Consider the following 17,892-nt stretch of genomic DNA (forward strand, 5'->3'; position numbering starts at 1 on the left):
CTCGACCTCTCAGGCGGCAGTGGGATTTCCCGCAGTCCACCCGGAGTAGCGGTCACAGGTGGTGCGGCACACATGCGGTGTGCAGCATCGAATGCGTAATGTCTAAACACAGACGGTAATAAGCATGAATCTTCACGAGTATCAGGGTAAGCAGCTGTTCGCTGAATACGGCCTGCCAGTATCCAAAGGCTTCGCAGTAGACACCCCGGAAGCAGCCGCAGAAGCTTGCGACAAGATCGGCGGCACAGAGTGGGTCGTCAAGGCTCAGGTTCACGCTGGTGGCCGTGGTAAAGCGGGCGGCGTAAAGCTGGTTCGCAGCAAGGAAGACGCAGCAGCTTTCGCTCAGCAGTGGCTGGGCAAGCGCCTGGTGACTTACCAGACTGACGCCAATGGTCAGCCAGTGACCAAGATCCTGGTCGAATCCTGCACTGACATCGCCAAAGAGCTGTACCTGGGCGCTGTAGTCGATCGTTCCAGCCGTCGTATCGTGTTCATGGCCTCCACCGAAGGTGGCGTGGACATCGAGAAGATCGCTCACGACACTCCTGAAAAGATTCTCAAGGCCACCATCGATCCACTGGTTGGCGCTCAGCCATTCCAGGGTCGCGAGCTGGCTTTCCAGCTGGGTCTGGAAGGCAAGCAGGTTGCTCAGTTCGCCAAGATCTTCACTGGTCTGGCCAAACTGTTCCAGGACCACGATCTGGCCCTGCTGGAAGTCAACCCGCTGGTGATCAAGGCTGACGGCGACCTGCACTGCCTGGACGCCAAGATCAATATCGACGCCAACGCCATGTACCGTCAGCCCAAGCTGAAGGAATTCCACGATCCTTCGCAGGACGATCCTCGCGAAGCTCACGCTGCCAAGTTCGAACTGAACTACGTAGCGCTGGAAGGCAACATTGGCTGCATGGTTAACGGTGCGGGCCTGGCCATGGGTACCATGGACATCGTCAACCTGCACGGCGGCAAGCCAGCCAACTTCCTCGACGTAGGTGGTGGTGCAACCAAAGAGCGCGTAACCGAAGCGTTCAAGATCATCCTGTCCGACACCAACGTGGCGGCAGTACTGGTCAACATCTTCGGCGGTATCGTTCGTTGCGACATGATTGCCGAAGGCATCATCGGTGCAGTGAAAGAAGTCGGCGTGAAAATCCCGGTCGTTGTTCGCCTTGAAGGTAACAACGCTGAACTGGGCGCTAAAGTACTGGCAGAAAGCGGCTTGAACATCATCGCAGCTACCAGCCTGACCGATGCTGCTCAACAAGTTGTCAAAGCTGCGGAGGGCAAGTAATGAGCGTTCTGATCAATAAAGACACCAAAGTCATCTGCCAGGGCTTCACCGGCTCGCAGGGTACTTTCCACTCCGAACAAGCCATCGCCTACGGCACCAAGATGGTTGGCGGCGTGACTCCAGGCAAAGGCGGTACCACCCACCTGAACCTGCCAGTGTTCAACACTGTGAAAGAAGCTGTAGCGGCCACCGGCGCTGACGCCTCGGTCATCTACGTACCGGCTCCTTTCTGCAAGGACTCGATCCTGGAAGCTGCTTTCGGCGGCATCAAGCTGATCGTGTGCATCACCGAAGGCATTCCGACCATCGACATGCTGGAAGCCAAGGTCAAGTGCGACGAACTGGGTGTTACCCTGATCGGCCCTAACTGCCCAGGCGTTATCACTCCGGGCGAGTGCAAGATCGGCATCATGCCAGGTCACATCCACTTGCCAGGCAAGGTCGGTATCGTTTCGCGCTCCGGCACCCTGACTTACGAAGCCGTCAAGCAGACCACTGACGCCGGTTTCGGTCAGTCGACTTGCGTCGGTATCGGTGGTGACCCGATCCCAGGCTCGAACTTCATCGACATCCTGAAGCTGTTCCAGGAAGACCCGAAGACCGAAGCGATCGTCATGATCGGTGAGATCGGCGGTTCCGCTGAAGAAGAAGCTGCTGCGTTCATCAAAGCCAACGTGACCAAGCCGGTCGTGTCCTACATCGCTGGTGTGACTGCCCCTCCAGGCAAGCGCATGGGCCACGCAGGCGCAATCATCTCCGGCGGTAAAGGCACTGCAGACGAGAAATTCGCTGCCCTGCAAGACGCTGGCGTGAAGACCGTTCGCTCCCTGGCTGACATCGGCAAGGCCCTGGCCGAGCTGACCGGTTGGGAAGTCAAGAAGTAAGCATCGCTTGCCTTGACTGAACACAACAAAGGCCGCCTTCGGGTGGCCTTTGTCGTTACAGGGGTTTGGGTGGATGCGGGGTGTGGGCAGCAGATCACCCGCCGTCTCGGCGTCGCGCTGTCGCGCAGCAAACAGGGAACCTCATAGGAGCAGCTTTAGCTGCGAAAGCTTCTTAGCTAGAGCCAAAACTGGTCAGTTAGACCGGTGGGAGCCAGCTTGCTGGCGAAGGCGGCGGCACATTCGCAGCAGATGTAGTGTTTTTACTGGCCTCTTCGCGACCAAGGTCGCTCCCACAGAGATTTGTGATGACTAAATGATCAGTACTGCAGCTAAAGCTGCTTCTACAGGCGGATCGCCGCCCGGCCGCTCATACAGAATTGTGCGTAATAATCGGGTTACCTGCTCAAATCAAGTACAGAATCGCGACAAAGCAGTGCAAATCATCGGCTGAACGCCCTTTGCTAGTGCGTTTTGTGCGCAATTTGTTTAGCCTTGCTGCCTTCGCGGTGCAGCCCGGCTCCCACAAGGAACCCCAGCCCTGCGCCCCTGCTTCACAAGAGCGGCAGATCATCCTTTTCGTTCCTGATTCGGCAGTGTGGTTTTCTTAGATGAAAGTTTTGAAAGGCCAGGACATCCTGGCATTGGGCTTCATGACGTTCGCGCTGTTCGTCGGTGCCGGTAACATCATTTTCCCGCCTATCGTCGGCCTGCAGGCCGGCCCCCACGTATGGATCGCTGCATTGGGCTTTCTGGTCACCGCCGTGGGCCTGCCAGTGCTCACCGTGGTCGCCCTGGCCCGGGTGGGTGGCGCCATGGACAGCTTGAGCAGTCCCATCGGCAGAGTCGCCGGGGTTGTCCTGGCCACCGTCTGCTACCTGGCCGTAGGCCCATTCTTCGCCACGCCACGCACGGCAACGGTGTCTTTCGAAGTCGGTGTCGCACCGCTGACCGGCAACAGCCCGACCGCGTTGTTTATCTACAGCCTGGTGTATTTTCTGCTGGTGCTGATGGTCTCGCTCTATCCGGGCCGCCTGCTCGACACCGTCGGCCGGGTCTTGGGGCCGTTGAAGATCGTCGCCCTTGGCGCATTGGGCATCGCGGCCTTCATGTTGCCGGCCGGTGACATCGGCTCGGCCCAGCCTGCTTATGCCGCTGGTGCGTTCTCCAAGGGCTTTACCGAAGGCTATCTGACCATGGATACCCTGGGCGCTCTGGTGTTCGGGATCGTGATCGTCAATGCCATCCGTTCTCGTGGTGTCGAGTCCCCGCAACTGATTACCCGCTATGCAATTATCGCCGGCCTGATCGCCGGGGTAGGGCTGGCGCTGGTGTATGTCAGCCTGTTCCGCCTGGGCTCGGGCAGTCATGTGATCGCCGCCGGCGCGAGTAACGGGGCAGCGGTGTTGCATGCCTACGTGCAATACACCTTTGGCTCACTGGGCAGTGGTTTTCTCGCGGTCCTGATTGCTCTGGCTTGCCTGGTCACGGCGGTGGGCCTGACCTGCGCTTGCGCGGAGTACTTCAGCCGTCTGCTGCCCCTGTCGTACCGCGCCCTGGTGATCGGTCTGGCGGCCTTCTCGCTGCTGGTGTCCAATCTGGGGCTGACCCGCCTGATCGAGTTCTCGGTGCCGGTGCTGACCGGCATCTACCCGCCGTGCATCGTGCTGGTGGCGTTGAGCTTCTGTCAGGGGGCATGGCACAGCGCAACCAGAGTAGTCGCGCCGGTGATGCTGGTGTCGTTGTTGTTCGGCACTGTCGATGCGCTGAAAACGGCGGGTCTGACCGCCTGGCTGCCGGAGTCGCTGGCCAACCTGCCACTGAGCGCAGAGGGGCTGGCCTGGCTGGTGCCGTCGGTCATTACCCTGGCCGCTGCGGTCGTGGTCGATCGGATGATCGGCAAGCCGCGCGAAGTACTGGCATAACGATGAGTCATTTATAGGGAAGTGTAAGTTTTCGGCCTCCCCAACTGTAAGGCTTACATGACGCTACAAATAAATAAGGCCCGCATTGAGCGGGCCTTATTTATTTAAGCCGGGTAATTAAGGCTTGGTGCCGGTTTCCGGAGTGGTGGCCGGTGTCGGAGTGGTCGGTACCTGGCTTGCGTTTTCCTCTGCACGTTGCTGAGCGGCCTCGCTGTTCTTCTGGGCCGCTTCCTGGCTTTCCTTGGCCGCGTCATTCACTTTTTCCTGAGCCTTCTGCATCGACTCCTGGGATTGTTCGGCGGCTTTGTTAGCCTCTTGCTGAGTGTTTTCTGATTTTTTGTCGCAAGCAGCCAGGCCTACAGTGGCAGCCAGCATCAAGGCATAAGCAAAAGATTTACGCATGAGGTGTTTCTCCTTATTGAATACCTAACGTGCCTAAGAACGCGGTGCCACAAGGGAAGTTCCGACGCATTGTCAGAATATTAAAATGCTATGATCGGGGAACTTTCTCGTGTTTCCATTACTTTACAAACGCCGAAAATAGCGTCGCGCTGACAGTGTCTGGAAGCTGGTGTGCGCGGCCCTGTGTGCCCAGCTGCAATCTGCCCCTTGAAATCCTGCGCACCGCCCCCACCTTGATGACAACCCGCTGCCAGCCGTGGTGCTTCCGGCAGCTCGTACCATCTGATTGGAGTTAGATGACATGAGTGTGGAAACTCAAAAGCAAACCCTGGGCTTCCAGACCGAGGTGAAGCAACTGCTGCACCTCATGATCCATTCGCTGTATTCCAACAAGGAAATCTTCCTTCGCGAATTGGTCTCCAACGCTTCCGACGCCGTCGATAAACTGCGTTTCGAAGCCCTGGCCCGCCCTGAGCTGCTCGAAGGTGGCGCCGAGCTGAAAATCCGTGTCAATTTTGACAGCGACGCCAAAACCGTCAGCATCGAAGACAACGGCATCGGCATGAGCCGTGACGACGTGATTGCCCACCTGGGCACCATCGCCAAGTCCGGTACTGCCGACTTCATGAGCAACCTCACCGGTGATCAGAAGAAGGACTCGCACCTGATCGGTCAGTTCGGTGTGGGTTTCTACTCGGCGTTTATCGTTGCCGACAAGGTTGATGTCTACAGCCGCCGTGCCGGTGCCCCGGCCAGCGAAGGCGTGCATTGGTCGTCCAAGGGTGAGGGTGACTTCGAAGTTGCGACCGTGGAAAAGGCCGAGCGTGGCACGCGCATCGTTCTGCATCTGAAAAGCGGTGAAGAAGAGTTTGCCGATGGCTGGCGTCTGCGCAACATCGTCAAGAAATACTCTGACCATATTGCCCTGCCGATCGAGCTGCCCAAGCAGCAGGCTGCTGCCGCTGAAGGCGAACAAGCGCCGAGCGAAGAATGGGAAACCGTCAACCGTGCCAGCGCGCTGTGGACCCGTCCGCGTACCGAAATCAAGGACGAGGAATATCAGGAGTTCTATAAGCACATCGGCCATGATTTCGAGAACCCGCTGAGCTGGAGCCACAACAAGGTCGAAGGCAAGCTGGAATACAACTCGCTGCTGTACGTACCGGCCCGTGCGCCGTTCGACCTGTACCAGCGCGAAGCGCCACGCGGCCTGAAGCTGTATGTACAGCGTGTGTTCATCATGGACCAGGCTGAGTCGTTCCTGCCGCTGTATCTGCGCTTCATCAAAGGTGTGGTCGATTCCAACGACCTGTCGCTGAACGTGTCCCGCGAGATCCTGCAGAAAGATCCGATCATCGACTCGATGAAGTCGGCGCTGACCAAGCGCGTGCTGGACATGCTTGAGAAACTGGCCAAGAACGAACCCGAGCAGTACAAGGGCTTCTGGAAAAACTTCGGTCAGGTCCTCAAGGAAGGTCCGGCCGAAGACTTCGCCAACAAGGAGAAGATCGCCGGTCTGTTGCGCTTCACCTCCACTGCAAGTGAGGGCGGCGAGCAAGAGGTGTCGCTGGCCGATTACCTGGGCCGCGCCAAGGAAGGTCAGGACAAGATCTACTACCTGACCGGCGAGTCTTATGCGCAGGTCCGTAACAGCCCGCACCTTGAAGTCTTCCGCAAAAAGGGCATCGAAGTACTGCTGCTCACTGACCGCATCGATGAGTGGCTGATGAGCTACCTCAGCGAATTCGACGGCAAAGGCTTCGTCGATGTCGCTCGTGGTGACCTGGATCTGGGCAAACTGGACTCCGAAGAGGACAAGAAGGCTCAGGAAGAGATCGCCAAAGACAAGGAAGGCCTGGTCGAGCGGCTGAAAACCGCACTGGGTGAATCGGTCAGTGAAGTGCGGGTTTCCCATCGTCTTACCGATTCGCCAGCGATCCTGGCCATCGGCGAGCAGGACCTGGGTCTGCAAATGCGCCAGATCCTCGAAGCCAGCGGTCAGAAAGTCCCTGACTCCAAGCCGATCTTCGAATTCAACCCGGCCCACCCGCTGATCGGCAAGCTCGATGGCGAGCCGGATGAAGACCGCTTTGTCGAGCTGTCGCACATCCTGTTCGACCAGGCGGCGCTGGCTGCCGGTGACAGCCTCAAAGACCCGGCCGCCTATGTGCGCCGTCTGAACAAGCTGCTGGTCGAACTGTCGGTTTGATGAGCGCTTAAAAAAACCCGCTTCGGCGGGTTTTTTTATGAATCCAGTAATCAGGAGTCAGTCATGAGCAATCTGAGTGTACGTTCCATCACCTGGCAGATTGAGGGCCAGACATTTGAAGGGCGTCTGGTGTATGACGCAGACGCCGCGCAACTGCAGCCGGGCCTGCTGATGGCGCCGAACTGGATGGGTGTCAGCCAGGGCGCTGAAGACATTGCCAGGCAGGTGGCCGGGCAGGGTTATGTGGTGTTGCTGGCCGACCTCTACGGGCAGGACGTGCGCCCGGCCAATGGCGATGAAGCCGGGGCGGCGATGATGCCGTTGAAGAATGATCGTGGGCTGTTGCGCCAGCGCATGCAGGCCGCATTGGCGCAGTTGCTGGCCCAGCAGGATGTGCATCTGGACCCGCAGCGCATCGCCAGCTTCGGCTTCTGCTTCGGCGGCTGCTGCACACTGGAGCTGGCCCGTAGCGGGGCCGATCTGAAGGCGGCGGTGTCGTTCCACGGCACGCTGGATACACCGAACCCGCAGGACGCCCAGAACATCAAAGGATCGGTGCTGGTGTTGCATGGCGCTGCCGACCCGTTGGTGCCCAACGAGCAGCTACCGGCGTTCGAGGCCGAGATGGACGCTGCCGGCGTCGATTGGCAACTGCTCAGCTACGGTGGCGCGGTGCATTCGTTTACTGACCCGGCGGCTAATGTGCCCGGCAAGATGATGTACGACGCCAGGACCTCGCGCCGGGCGTTTGCCAGCCTGTACAACCTGCTGGATGAAGTCTTCGCCCGCTGAGGCGCAGACTGGCGCAGGAATGGCTTGAGCCGCGAAGGCTCCCTGACGTTCGCAGCTAAAGCCAATACTGTTCAGTTAAGTACACAAATCTCGGTGGGAGGCAGCTCTGCTGGCGAAGACGGCGGCGCATTCGCTGCAGATGCTGGGACTTTACTGGCCTCTTCGCGAGCAGACCGGAGCGCCGGCCGGTTCTTCCCACCGGGTCCGCAGTGCTTATCTGAACAGTATTGCAGCTAAAGCCGCTATCGGGGTAATTCGATCCGGCCGGTCTCGCCCGGCACCTGCGGCCAGTCTCCGGCGGCCCAGCGTTGCCGGGCGCGCTCGATCAGGGCGATGTCGCTGGCGACGAAGTTCCAGTTCATCCTGCGTGGCCCGTCCAGCGGCGCGCCACCGATCAGCACCGCATGGCAATCACTCTCGGCGCACAGGTTGATGATCTGGCCCGGTGGCAGGACTGCCAGGGTGCGTGGCAGCAACGCTTCGCCGTCCAGCGAGGCCTCGCCGGCCAGCAGATACACTGCGCGTTGTTCGTGTTCGCAAGGGATGGCCAGTGTGGTGGCGGTGCCCAGATGCAGTTCGGCGTACAGTGTGGGTGACAGCACCGGGACCGGGGAGCTCAGACCAAAGCCGTGGCCGGCGATCAGTCGAATGCGGATGCCCATGGCGTCGCTGACAGGCAGTTCGGTAGCCCGGTGATGGCTGTAATGGCCGGCACCTTGTTCATGTTCTTTGGGCGATGCCAGCCAGACCTGCAGCCCGTGCAGCCGTGAGCCGCTGTGCAGGACTGCCGGCGGGGTACGCTCGACATGGGCGATGGCTGCGCCGGCAGTCATCCAGCTGACCTCGCCAGGCCCCACCGGCTGGTCGCTGCCCAGGCTGTCCTTGTGCTGCAGCTGGCCCTCGAACAGGTAGGTGAGGGTCGACAGGCCGATATGCGGATGCTGCAAGATGTCCATGCCGCTGCCTGGTGCATAGACGTGGGGCAGCATGTGATCGAAAAACACAAACGGGCCGACACTGCGGCATCCTGCTGACGGCAGCGGACGCAGGATGGGCTGGCCTTCGACGGTTTCAGGGCGTGGGGTTACGATCAGCATGGCGGCTTATCCGTACGGTTGAACATCGCCTGATTTCAGTAGGCCAGCGCGACTTCCACACCGGCCGGGGCCGCGTACTCGGCCATGCGTCGGCGTGACAGTTCGAAGTGGGCGCGCACCACTTGGGCGGCGGTGTCCGGGTCGCGCTGCTCGATGGCCTCGATCATCTGGTCGTGCTGGGCACAGGCCAGTTCCAGGTCCTGCTGCATGTCACGGGTAGTGGGGTGGCGGTAAAACGTCTTGCCCAGCCGTGCGTGATCGATCAGCAGGCGGCGCAGGCTCGGCATCAAGTAATCGTTGTGCGCCATCTTGCCGATTTCAAGGTGAAATTCATCGTTGTAGATGATGCGGTTTTCCACGTCCTTGTCTTCGATCGCCTGACGGAAATTTTCCTGGATGGTACGTAGCCGGGTGATCTCGGCAGGTGTGGCATGCAGTGCAGCCAGTTGGGTGGTGGCGATGTAGATCAGCGGCGCAGACAGGAAAAAACTGTGCAGTGACTCGTGGCTCATGGCCGCCACGCGAGGCGCGCGGTTGGCCTCCAGCTCGATATAGCCCTCGGCCGCGATCTGGCGCAGCAATTCACGCACGGGCGGGCGCGACAGGCCGAACTCGTCGCACAGAGCCAGTTCATCGACCACCGCGCCGGGGGCCAGCTCCATGCTCAAGATGCGCCGACGCAATGTATCGCCCAGTACCACTTTACGGTCCGGAGAAATGTCGCTGCCTGCGGGTTCGGCATCGGCATGAGCTTTGATCGCGGGTTTTTTGCTTGCCATGGTTTATTGTCTACTTTTTGTATTACGGATATTGAGAGCTGCCGGGTTGCCTGTCTAGCGTTTTTTTAAAGCGCATCCGGCCATCGTCGTCCGGGCGAGCAGGGCGGTATTTGAGCATATTCCGGCGATTGGCCGGGCAGGCTCATTGCAATGCCGGGTGTTTCAGATATCAAGGCCAGAAAAAGCATAAACAGATGTAGGTGAAAGCGACTGGATCATATCCATTAGCGACATGCCCGAGGCGGTTTTTTTCCACCCTAACGCCTTGAAAGCCATGAAAAATACAGCTTCTGATGTATTTGTGTTGAATTTAATAGGTATACACAAAGAATACATTCCCATTGACCGGCGTCGGTGCGCATGCGAGTCTCATCGCATCCGCCATCGGCAACGGCCTCCCGCAGCGCTCCACAGCATGCCCGCGCCTTGCCCATAGATGGCTGCGGCACCACGACAACAGGGTTGTGTTCTCTACACCGATCGTTGCTTCTCTGGGCGCTGATAATCGGGCGTAAGCCTTCGAGCAGAACAACAAGAATATGCAGAGCTGCGGCACCCGCGGGTCTGTTTTTGAAGAGCAGGGCTTAACGCATAAAAGCCCGGACAGCAGTGTGTCAACCAGAGGATGAACCATGAAACGTTTATTGAAGACGCTTTGTGCAATGACGGTCGTCGGCATGACGGTAACCACCGTTCAGGCCGAAGAAAAAGTCATCAACATGGGCACGATTTCTTATGAGGACGTGACCCCGATCACCGGGATTACCAAGAAGGTTCTGGAAGACTCTGGTTACACGGTCAAGGTCACCACCTTTTCCGAATGGGGCATTGCCTACGCGGCCCTGAGCAAGGGTGATATCCAGATCCTCGCTTCGCAGATCGACTACGTGGCCCAGGACTACTGGAACAAGAACAAGAACCGTCTGGAGAAAATCTCCCCGGTTTCCCACGGCCTGTACCAGGGTGTGGCCGTGCCGGCCTACGTTCCGGTCGACTCGCTGGAGCAGCTCAACGATAACGCGAACAAGTTCAATAACCGGATTGTCGGCATCGAGCCGGGTTCGGGTCTGATGAACGAGGCGAGCACTGCGGTCAAAGAATACGGCATCAAGCTCAACCTGATCGAAGGCAGCAGCTCGGCGATGAGCGCGGCGCTCAAGTCGGCTGTCGACCGCAAGGAATGGGTCGCCGTGACCGTCTGGGAGCCGTCGTGGATGGCCCAGAAATATGAACTTAAATTCCTTAAAGATCCCAAGGGTATTTTCGCCCCGCCACAAAGTTACTACTGGATTGGTCGCAAGGGCTTCTCGGCCGAGAACCCGCAGGCGCGTGAAACCCTGGCCGGTATCTATGTACCCCTGTCGGTGATCACCGCCATCAATGGCGAGGTCAAGGACGGCAAGACCATGGACCAGGCCGTCAAGGACTGGACTGACAAAAACGCCGACCTGATCAAGCGTTGGGAGAATATCAAGAAGTACTGACTGCGCCCTGCGCCTTGGCCTCTAGCTTTTTAGAGGCCTCTTAATCTGCCGAACTTGCTATCAATAATTAGACCAGAAGCTTCTGGTTCGACGGGTGTGAAATGAATACAGTCAAAAATGACACTGATGAGGTGTTGGTCAGCTGTCAGTCGGTCTGGAAAGTGTTTGGCGACAATGCCCAGACCGCCATGCAGGCTTATATAGAGCGTGGCTTGAGCAAGAAGCAGATCCTTCAGGATTTTGGCTGTGTGGTGGGGGTTTCCGATGTCAACATTCAACTGCGGCGTGGCGAGATTTTCTGCATCATGGGCTTGTCTGGCAGTGGCAAATCCACGCTGATCCGCATGCTCAACAAACTGATCGCACCCACTAGCGGACAGATTCTGGTCAAGGGCAAGGACCTGGCCAAACTCGATGGCGCCGAGCTGCGTGATATCCGTGCCCGGCACATCGGTATGGTGTTCCAGAGCGTGGCGCTGCTGCCGCACCGCACGGTGCTGGAAAACGCCGCCTTCGGTCTGGAGGTGCGTGGGGTTGCCAAGGCCGAGCGGCACAAAGTGGCCGAGCAGGCGCTGGCCAAGGTCGGGCTATCCGACTGGGCCAACCGTTACCCCTCTGAATTGTCGGGTGGCATGCAGCAGCGTGTCGGCCTGGCGCGGGCGATTACCTCCGATCCTGAGGTGATCCTGATGGACGAGCCGTTCAGCGCCCTTGACCCGTTGATCCGTCGCCAGTTGCAGGATGAGTTCCGCGAGCTTACCAAGTCGCTGGGCAAATCAGCGGTGTTCATTACCCATGATCTGGAAGAGGCGATCCGTATCGGTGACCGCATCGCGATCATGAAAGACGGCATGATCATTCAGGAAGGCACTGCTGAAGAGATCGTCCTGCACCCGGCCGACGATTACGTGGCCGAATTCGTGGCGGGTATTTCGCGGCTGCACCTGGTCAAGGCCGAGGCGGTCATGACCCCTATTGCAGTGTGGCGCGCCGCGCATCCGCAAACCGATGTCAGCAGCCTGCCGGTAGCGGACATCCAGGCTGACCTCGACGATCTGATCAACCTGCTGATTCGCAGCGATTGCGAAGCTCTGGCGGTGGCTGACGGCGGCGTTGTGCAAGGTGTCGTCAGCCAGCGTGATCTGCTGCGCGGGGTCCAGGGCAGCGCCAACGAATTCCAGGACCTCGCCCATAGCCCGGCAGTGGAGTCGACGCCATGAATCCCGCCGATTTTGCCTCGGCGTTCGATGAGAAAGTCGACGCCGCCCTGGAATGGACGGCGGACAACTGGTCGACCGCATTCGATGCCCTCAACGATGCCTTGAAGAGCTTGTATCAGGCGGTCTACTGGGCGCTGGCGGTAGCCCCCTTCTATGTGGTTGCAGCGCTGATCGGCGCGCTGGCGTGGCGTCTGACCGGCAGCTGGAAATTTGCCGTCGGCACGGCGCTGAGCCTGTGCTTCTGCGAGCTGATGGGGCTGTGGCCGGAAACCATGAGCACCTTGGCACTGGTCTTGACGGCCACCAGCCTGGCGCTGCTGGTCGGGGTGCCGGCGGGGGTGGCGGCGGGCTTGATGCCAGCGCTGGATCGGGTTACCGAGCCGACCCTTGACCTGCTGCAGACCTTGCCGCCCTACATCTATCTGTTGCCGGCCATCGCCTTGTTGGGCTACGGCTCGGGCACCGCACTGGTGGCGACTTTCATCGTGGCCGTGCCGCCGGTGTTGCGCCTGACGTGCCTGGGTATCCGGATGACGCCCCGCCAGTTCATCGAGTTGGGCGAAGCCAGCGGCACGACGGGCTGGCAGCAATTCTTCAAGATCCGCTTGCCGTTTGCCTTGCCGAGCATCATGGCCGGGGTCAACCAGAGCCTGATGATGGCGTTCGGCATGGTCGTGATTGCCGGCATCGTCGGTTCCGGTGGGCTGGGTGAAGCAATCTATGCGGCGATCCGGACCCTGGATATCGCCAAATCGATCAATGCGTCGATTGCCATTGTGGTGCTGACTCTGATTCTGGACCGCATGACCCAGAGTCTGATCCGTGGCGATGACGCTGGAGGCCGCCCATGAGCCTGTCCGATATCAGATTCTCTCCAGGTCAATACCTGGCACCGGTGGTGGACTGGCTGAACGCCAACCTGCACCCGCTGTTTGCTGCGATCAGCCGAGTGATCGAGTTCATCCTGGGTGGTTGCGAAGCCGCATTGCTGGCGCTGCCGGCCTGGCTGATCATGCTCGCAGTGGCCGGGCTTGCGTACTTTTTCATCAACCTGCGGGCGGCTTTGCTGGCGCTGGTGATGCTCGGCTTCTGCCTGATTTGCGGGCTCTGGACCGCGTCGATGCAGACCATCGCGCTGGTCACGGTGTCGGTGCTGATCTCGGTCAGCGTGGCGTTCCCGCTGGGTATCCTGGCGGCGCGCTACAAGCGCATGGACGCTGCGGTCGGCCCGTTGCTCAACGTCATGCAGACCGTACCACCTTGGGTCTACCTGATTCCGGCAGTCATGGTGTTCAGCCTGGGCAAGGTGCCGGCGATCATCGCCACCATCATCTACGGCGTGCCGCCGATGATGCGTCTGACCACGCTGGCCTTCAAACAGATCCCCAAGGACCTGCTGGAACTGGGCCAGGCCATGGGCGCGCCGCCCCGGGCGATCCTGTTCAAGATCGAGATTCCGGCGGCCATGCCGACCCTGCTGGTGGGGTTGAACCAGTGCATCCTGTTGTCGCTGGCGATGGTGGTACTGGCCGGCCTGGTCGGTGCCGGTGGCCTGGGGGCGGAAGTCACCCGTGGCCTGACCCGCATGGAAATGGGCCTGGGGCTGCGCGCCGGGCTTGCGATCGTGGCAGTGGCGCTGCTGCTTGATCGTGTATCACGCGGTGCGCTACAGCGTAGCAACATGTCGTCCGCAGACCAGTGAGTGTCGGCCAGCGGCGTATGATGCTGCGGGTCACGATCAAACAAAGCCGGGTAACCGGGCCGGTTGTGCCGGGCCCGGTTTTCATATGAATAACAAAAGTGTGTAGAGGCCGCGATTGGTCGAGAGAAGACAGTTCAGCGGAGGCATGCAAGGGCAGAACCTCCGCTACGTGGGCGAGAAGAGTGAAGCGCCACGCCAGGCTCGAATCGGTTTTCTGCTGCTTGAGCATTTCTCGTTACCGGCCTTCACCCAGGCGCTGGACACCCTGGTGACGGCCAACCTCATCAAGGCTGGCGTGTTCGCTACCCGAACCTTCAGCCTCGATGGAGAGTCAGTGACCAGCGACCTGGGCCTGGTGATCTGCCCGAACTCGATTGTCGACCCCGCCCAGGTACAGGATCTGGACTTGCTGGTGGTGTGCTCCGGCCTGCGCACGCCATTGCGCGCCAATCCGCTGCTGACCCATGTGCTGCATTTGGCCCAGGACAAGGGCGTTGCCCTGGCCGGGCTGTGGAGCGGCGCCTGGTTTCTGGGGCAGGCCGGGCTGCTCGATGGCTACAAATGCGCTATTCACCCTGAGCAGCGTGCTGCATTGGCCGAAACTGCCCGCGAGAGCCAGGTGACCAGCGAAAGCTACATGGTCGACCGCGACCGGCTCACCGCGGCCAGCCCCACCGGCGCCTTTAATATGGTGCTGGAATGGATCAATAAACTGCACGGCCGCGGTCTGGTGGATGCGGTCATCGATATCCTCGCCTTCGAAGAGTCGCGCTATCGCCGGGCGCGGCCGTCGCTGCACGAGAAAATGAGCGAGCCACTGCGCGAAGCGATCAACCTGATGAGCGCCAATATCGAAGAGCCGTTGAGTCAGGACCAGCTGTCGACCTATGTCGGCCGTTCCAAACGGCAGATCGAGCGCCTGTTCAAGGAACAGCTCGGCACCACGCCGGTGCGTTATTACCTTGAACTGCGCATCACCGAAAGCCGCCGCCTGCTGCAGCATTCCGATCTGCCGATCGTGGAGGTCGGAGTCGCCTGCGGGTTTGTTTCACCCAGCCACTTCAGCAAGTGCTACACCTCGTTCTACGGCTACCCGCCGTCACGCGAAGTGCGCTTTGGCAACGTCAGCGGCTTGCGCACCGCTCGGCAGCGGGCGCTGGCCAAACAGGCTCAGTAGCGCTTATGCCGATCGCTTGACCGTAGGAGCGGCCGGGCGGCGATCCGCTTCAGCTGCGAAGCCTTTCGCGGCTAAAGCCGCTCCTACGCCGATCCCGTTGCCCTTGATTGTCGCCTGTGCCCGTCGTCAGGCCGCCGTATCCAGATAACGCCCTACCGGTTTGCTGCCTTCGGTGTCGTAACGCTCACCGAGGGCGGCAATCATCCGGTTCAATGCCTGAGTGTCGAGCTGGCGGGTATTGCTGCTGTCAGCGTCGGCGGCCTGGTTTTGCGCGGGCGGCGGGCCGGCCGGTGGCTGCTGCGGTTGCAGGGCGGCGGTCAGTTCTTCGAGGCTGACTGTGCCGTCTTCGTTGCTGTCCAGGGCGCTGAACACTTTACTGCTGTCGGCGCTGCTGCCGGCATTGCTCAGCGCAGTGGTCAACTCATCGTTGCTGACCGCGCCGTCGGCATCACTGTCCAGTGTACCCAGCAGGTCTGTGGCCAGGCTGGCGACATCGAAGCCTTCCCGGCCTGGCGGTGGGGGCGGGGTGAAAGCGGCCAGTTCCTCTGCGTTGAGGCTCTCGTCTGCGTCGCTGTCCAGCGAACTGAATGCCTGGCTCAGGCTGACACTGATACCGTCCTTGCTGTCGTTGCTCAGCGCGCTGCTCAGTTCATCCTTGCTGATACTGCCGTCTTCGTCGGCATCGAGTTTGGTGAGCAGCATTTCCTGAAAACGCTTGCTCGGGTTGCTGGCGACATTGCTGGTACTGGTGTAACTCGAATAGTTGTTGCTGATTGCATTGATCATCGGACTGACTCGCTCGGCTGATGGGCGCCGATAACCAGTTATCGGCGCATACAGGCTCAGCGATCCAGGTGTCGCCGCGATGTAGGCTGTGTATCGAAGCTGCTACAACCGGCCTCAGGCGCGCGGCAGGTTCAGCACGGCAGTCAGGCCGCCGCCCGGTGTCTGGCTCAGCTGCAGGTCGCCGCCCATCCGCCAGGCCGCTTCGCGGGCGATGGTCATGCCCATGCCGACCCCGCCGGAATTGCGGTTGCGCGAGCCTTCAAGGCGATAGAACGGCTCGAATACGCTTTCAAAGAACTCCGGTGCGATACCGGGACCGTTATCGACCACCGCGATGCGTACCCGATCAGCCTCATCAAGGATGTCGACGTGGGCGCTGCCGGCGTAGCGCAGGGCGTTGTCGATCAGGTTGTGCAGGCATGAGCGCAGTGCCATCGGCTGGGTCTTCAGTGGGCGGCAGATGCCCTGATAGGTCACCTCGTCGCCGTTGTCCTGGGCGTTTTCGGCCAGCGACTCGATCAGTGCCTGCACATCGAACTGCTGCATGGCCTCGCTCTGGCGGTTCTGGTTGAAGTAGCTCAGGGTCGCATCGATCATGCCGATCATGTCGTTGAGGTCCTGGCTCATCTGATCATGCAGGCGCTGATCGTCGATTTGCTCGACGCGCAGCTTCAGGCGCGCCAGCGGGGTGCGCAGGTCGTGAGACACGGCGGCCAGCATGCGCGCGCGCTGCTGCAACTGTTCGCGGATCTTTTCCTGCATCAGATTGAAGGTCTGCGCGGCCTGGCGCGCTTCGCGCGGCCCGGTGATGGCCAGTGGCGGGCTGTCGAGGTCGTCCGACAAACGCTCGGCCGCATCGCTCAGGCGCCTTACCGGGTTGGCCAGCGCTTTTGCGCCATACCAGGCAGCAATCACCAGGGTCACTAACTGAAAGACCAGCGGCACCACCGGCCCGCCAAACAGCGGCGGCTTGGGTCGCCCGGGCGGTGGCCTGGAGCTGCCATCATCGGCGCGTAGCTCGACAGTCGGCGCATCATTGCGCGGCGGCGGTGGCGGGCCGTAGTGGGTAAACCAGGCAAAGGCCAGCAGATGGGCCAGCAGGATCGCGGCCAGAGCCCCGCCAAACAGCCGGGCAAACAGCGTGTCGGCCGAACGGATCAACTCAGCTCCCGGGCGTCGAACAGGTAGCCTTCACCGCGCACGGTCTTGATCAGTTGCGGATTCTTCGGGTCTTCACCGAGCTTCTGGCGCAGGCGTGAGACCAGCAGGTCAATACTGCGATCGAAGGCTTCGATGGAGCGCCCACGTGCGGCATCGAGCAGTTGCTCGCGGCTCAGAACCCGGTGCGGGCGCTCAAGGAATACCCGCAGCAGCCGAAACTCGGCGTTCGACAGCGGCACCACCAGTCCATCTGGCGCAATCAACTGGCGCAGCACGCTGTTCAGGCGCCAGGCGTCGAAGCGAATGGTGGTGCGTTGATCACTGCGGTCATCACGGATGCGGCGCAGCACGGTCTGGATCCGTGCCACCAGCTCACGGGGTTCGAACGGCTTGGCCATGTAGTCATCGGCGCCCAGCTCCAGGCCGATGATCCGGTCAGTTGGTTCACAGCGCGCAGTGAGCATCAGAATCGGGATATCAGAGCTGCTGCGCAGCCAGCGGCACAGCGACAGGCCGTCTTCGCCGGGCAGCATCAGGTCCAGCACCACCACATCGAAGCTGCCATCGGCCAGTGCCTGGCGCATTTGCACGCCGTCGGTCACGCCAGTGGCCTGGATATTGAACCGGGCCAGGTAATCGCACAGCAGTTCACGAATTGCCACGTCGTCATCGACGATCAGGGCGCGGGTGGTCCAGCGCTGTTCGTTGGCTGAGTCGTCGGCGAGGCTGTCGGGGAGTGCTTGCATATGCGTTTGCTGCCTGAAAGGGCGCCTGAACAGGCGGCGAGTCATGATCGAGCGGCTGGCCATTATGGTGCCAGCGAGCGGTGCGCAAGCTTGCCGTCGGGGAATGTCTGGCGAATGTCGCCAATGTATCAGGCCTGACACATTTTGCCATGCGCACGCAGCGCTGTGTGCTGCGTCAAGCTGGCAGAACCGGGAGTGGGGCGCGCTGGCGCGGGCGGGTTAACTGTCAGGTCTGGCAGC

The 17,892-nt window shown here is 60.4% G+C and carries 16 protein-coding genes; 10 read left to right on the forward strand and 6 right to left on the reverse strand.

Annotated elements, in window-relative coordinates; genetic code table 11:
* The first annotated feature begins 124 nt into the window (after positions 1-124).
* The 3 genes from sucC to brnQ all read left to right on the forward strand — a co-directional run bounded on the left by sucC (position 125) and on the right by brnQ (position 4,097).
* The gene (sucC, locus tag NRB16_RS06580; protein WP_045490151.1) at positions 125-1,291 is read left to right on the forward strand and encodes an ADP-forming succinate--CoA ligase subunit beta; all 1,167 of its coding nucleotides are present in this window, start codon (positions 125-127) and stop codon (positions 1,289-1,291) included.
* Positions 1,291-2,175, forward strand: coding sequence for a succinate--CoA ligase subunit alpha (sucD, locus tag NRB16_RS06585; RefSeq protein ID WP_045490153.1), 885 nt, complete (start codon positions 1,291-1,293; stop codon positions 2,173-2,175). The genes sucC and sucD overlap by 1 nt, the downstream gene beginning before the upstream one ends.
* Positions 2,176-2,783: 608 nt before the next feature.
* Positions 2,784-4,097 carry a branched-chain amino acid transport system II carrier protein gene (brnQ, locus tag NRB16_RS06590; RefSeq protein ID WP_257105752.1) on the forward strand — a complete coding sequence of 438 codons (1,314 nt, stop codon included), beginning with the start codon at positions 2,784-2,786 and terminating at the stop codon, positions 4,095-4,097.
* A 117-nt stretch (positions 4,098-4,214) separates the two neighbouring features.
* On the opposite strand, the gene NRB16_RS06595 is transcribed toward brnQ, so the two are convergent.
* On the reverse strand, positions 4,215-4,499 hold the full coding sequence (locus NRB16_RS06595) for a hypothetical protein (protein WP_253140429.1): 285 nt from the start codon (positions 4,497-4,499) through the stop codon (positions 4,215-4,217).
* Between the two features lie 301 nt (positions 4,500-4,800).
* Here NRB16_RS06595 and htpG point away from each other — a divergent pair, with 301 nt between their 5' ends.
* On the forward strand, positions 4,801-6,708 hold the full coding sequence (gene htpG, locus NRB16_RS06600; RefSeq protein WP_257105753.1) for a molecular chaperone HtpG: 1,908 nt from the start codon (positions 4,801-4,803) through the stop codon (positions 6,706-6,708).
* Between the two features lie 63 nt (positions 6,709-6,771).
* Positions 6,772-7,500 carry a dienelactone hydrolase family protein gene (locus NRB16_RS06605; protein WP_257105754.1) on the forward strand — a complete coding sequence of 243 codons (729 nt, stop codon included), beginning with the start codon at positions 6,772-6,774 and terminating at the stop codon, positions 7,498-7,500.
* Positions 7,501-7,742: 242 nt separating this feature from the next.
* Here NRB16_RS06605 and NRB16_RS06610 read toward each other — a convergent pair whose 3' ends face one another.
* Positions 7,743-8,597 (reverse strand): pirin family protein, encoded by an 855-nt coding sequence (locus tag NRB16_RS06610; RefSeq protein WP_257105755.1) that lies wholly within the window; start codon positions 8,595-8,597, stop codon positions 7,743-7,745.
* Between the two features lie 35 nt (positions 8,598-8,632).
* Positions 8,633-9,376, reverse strand: coding sequence for a GntR family transcriptional regulator (locus NRB16_RS06615; RefSeq protein ID WP_253110546.1), 744 nt, complete (start codon positions 9,374-9,376; stop codon positions 8,633-8,635).
* 632 nt (positions 9,377-10,008) lie between these two features.
* Between NRB16_RS06615 and NRB16_RS06620 the strand changes: the two genes are divergently transcribed.
* From NRB16_RS06620 to NRB16_RS06640, 5 genes are all read left to right on the forward strand, one after another.
* Positions 10,009-10,860, forward strand: a complete 852-nt coding sequence (locus NRB16_RS06620) for a glycine betaine ABC transporter substrate-binding protein (RefSeq protein ID WP_045490169.1) — start codon at positions 10,009-10,011, stop codon at positions 10,858-10,860.
* A gap of 101 nt (positions 10,861-10,961) precedes the next feature.
* Complete coding sequence (locus NRB16_RS06625; protein ID WP_257105756.1) at positions 10,962-12,080, forward strand: glycine betaine/L-proline ABC transporter ATP-binding protein; 1,119 nt, start codon at positions 10,962-10,964, stop codon at positions 12,078-12,080.
* Positions 12,077-12,931, forward strand: coding sequence for a proline/glycine betaine ABC transporter permease (locus tag NRB16_RS06630; protein WP_257105757.1), 855 nt, complete (start codon positions 12,077-12,079; stop codon positions 12,929-12,931). The genes NRB16_RS06625 and NRB16_RS06630 overlap by 4 nt, the downstream gene beginning before the upstream one ends.
* On the forward strand, positions 12,928-13,782 hold the full coding sequence (locus NRB16_RS06635; RefSeq protein ID WP_257105758.1) for a proline/glycine betaine ABC transporter permease: 855 nt from the start codon (positions 12,928-12,930) through the stop codon (positions 13,780-13,782). The genes NRB16_RS06630 and NRB16_RS06635 overlap by 4 nt, the downstream gene beginning before the upstream one ends.
* 145 nt (positions 13,783-13,927) lie before the next feature.
* Complete coding sequence (locus NRB16_RS06640; protein ID WP_231906445.1) at positions 13,928-14,959, forward strand: GlxA family transcriptional regulator; 1,032 nt, start codon at positions 13,928-13,930, stop codon at positions 14,957-14,959.
* A 126-nt stretch (positions 14,960-15,085) separates the two neighbouring features.
* Here the strand turns inward: NRB16_RS06640 and xopAW are convergent, their stop codons facing one another.
* The 3 genes from xopAW to NRB16_RS06655 form a co-directional block, all read right to left on the reverse strand.
* Positions 15,086-15,745 carry a XopAW family type III secretion system calcium-binding effector gene (xopAW, locus tag NRB16_RS06645; protein WP_257105759.1) on the reverse strand — a complete coding sequence of 220 codons (660 nt, stop codon included), beginning with the start codon at positions 15,743-15,745 and terminating at the stop codon, positions 15,086-15,088.
* A 114-nt stretch (positions 15,746-15,859) separates the two neighbouring features.
* Complete coding sequence (locus tag NRB16_RS06650; protein ID WP_253110559.1) at positions 15,860-16,906, reverse strand: cell wall metabolism sensor histidine kinase WalK; 1,047 nt, start codon at positions 16,904-16,906, stop codon at positions 15,860-15,862.
* Positions 16,903-17,652, reverse strand: a complete 750-nt coding sequence (locus NRB16_RS06655; RefSeq protein WP_253110562.1) for a response regulator — start codon at positions 17,650-17,652, stop codon at positions 16,903-16,905. The genes NRB16_RS06650 and NRB16_RS06655 overlap by 4 nt, the downstream gene beginning before the upstream one ends.
* Positions 17,653-17,892 lie beyond the last annotated feature (240 nt).

This window comes from Pseudomonas sp. LJDD11 (genome assembly GCF_024584215.1).
GTDB lineage: Bacteria > Pseudomonadota > Gammaproteobacteria > Pseudomonadales > Pseudomonadaceae > Aquipseudomonas.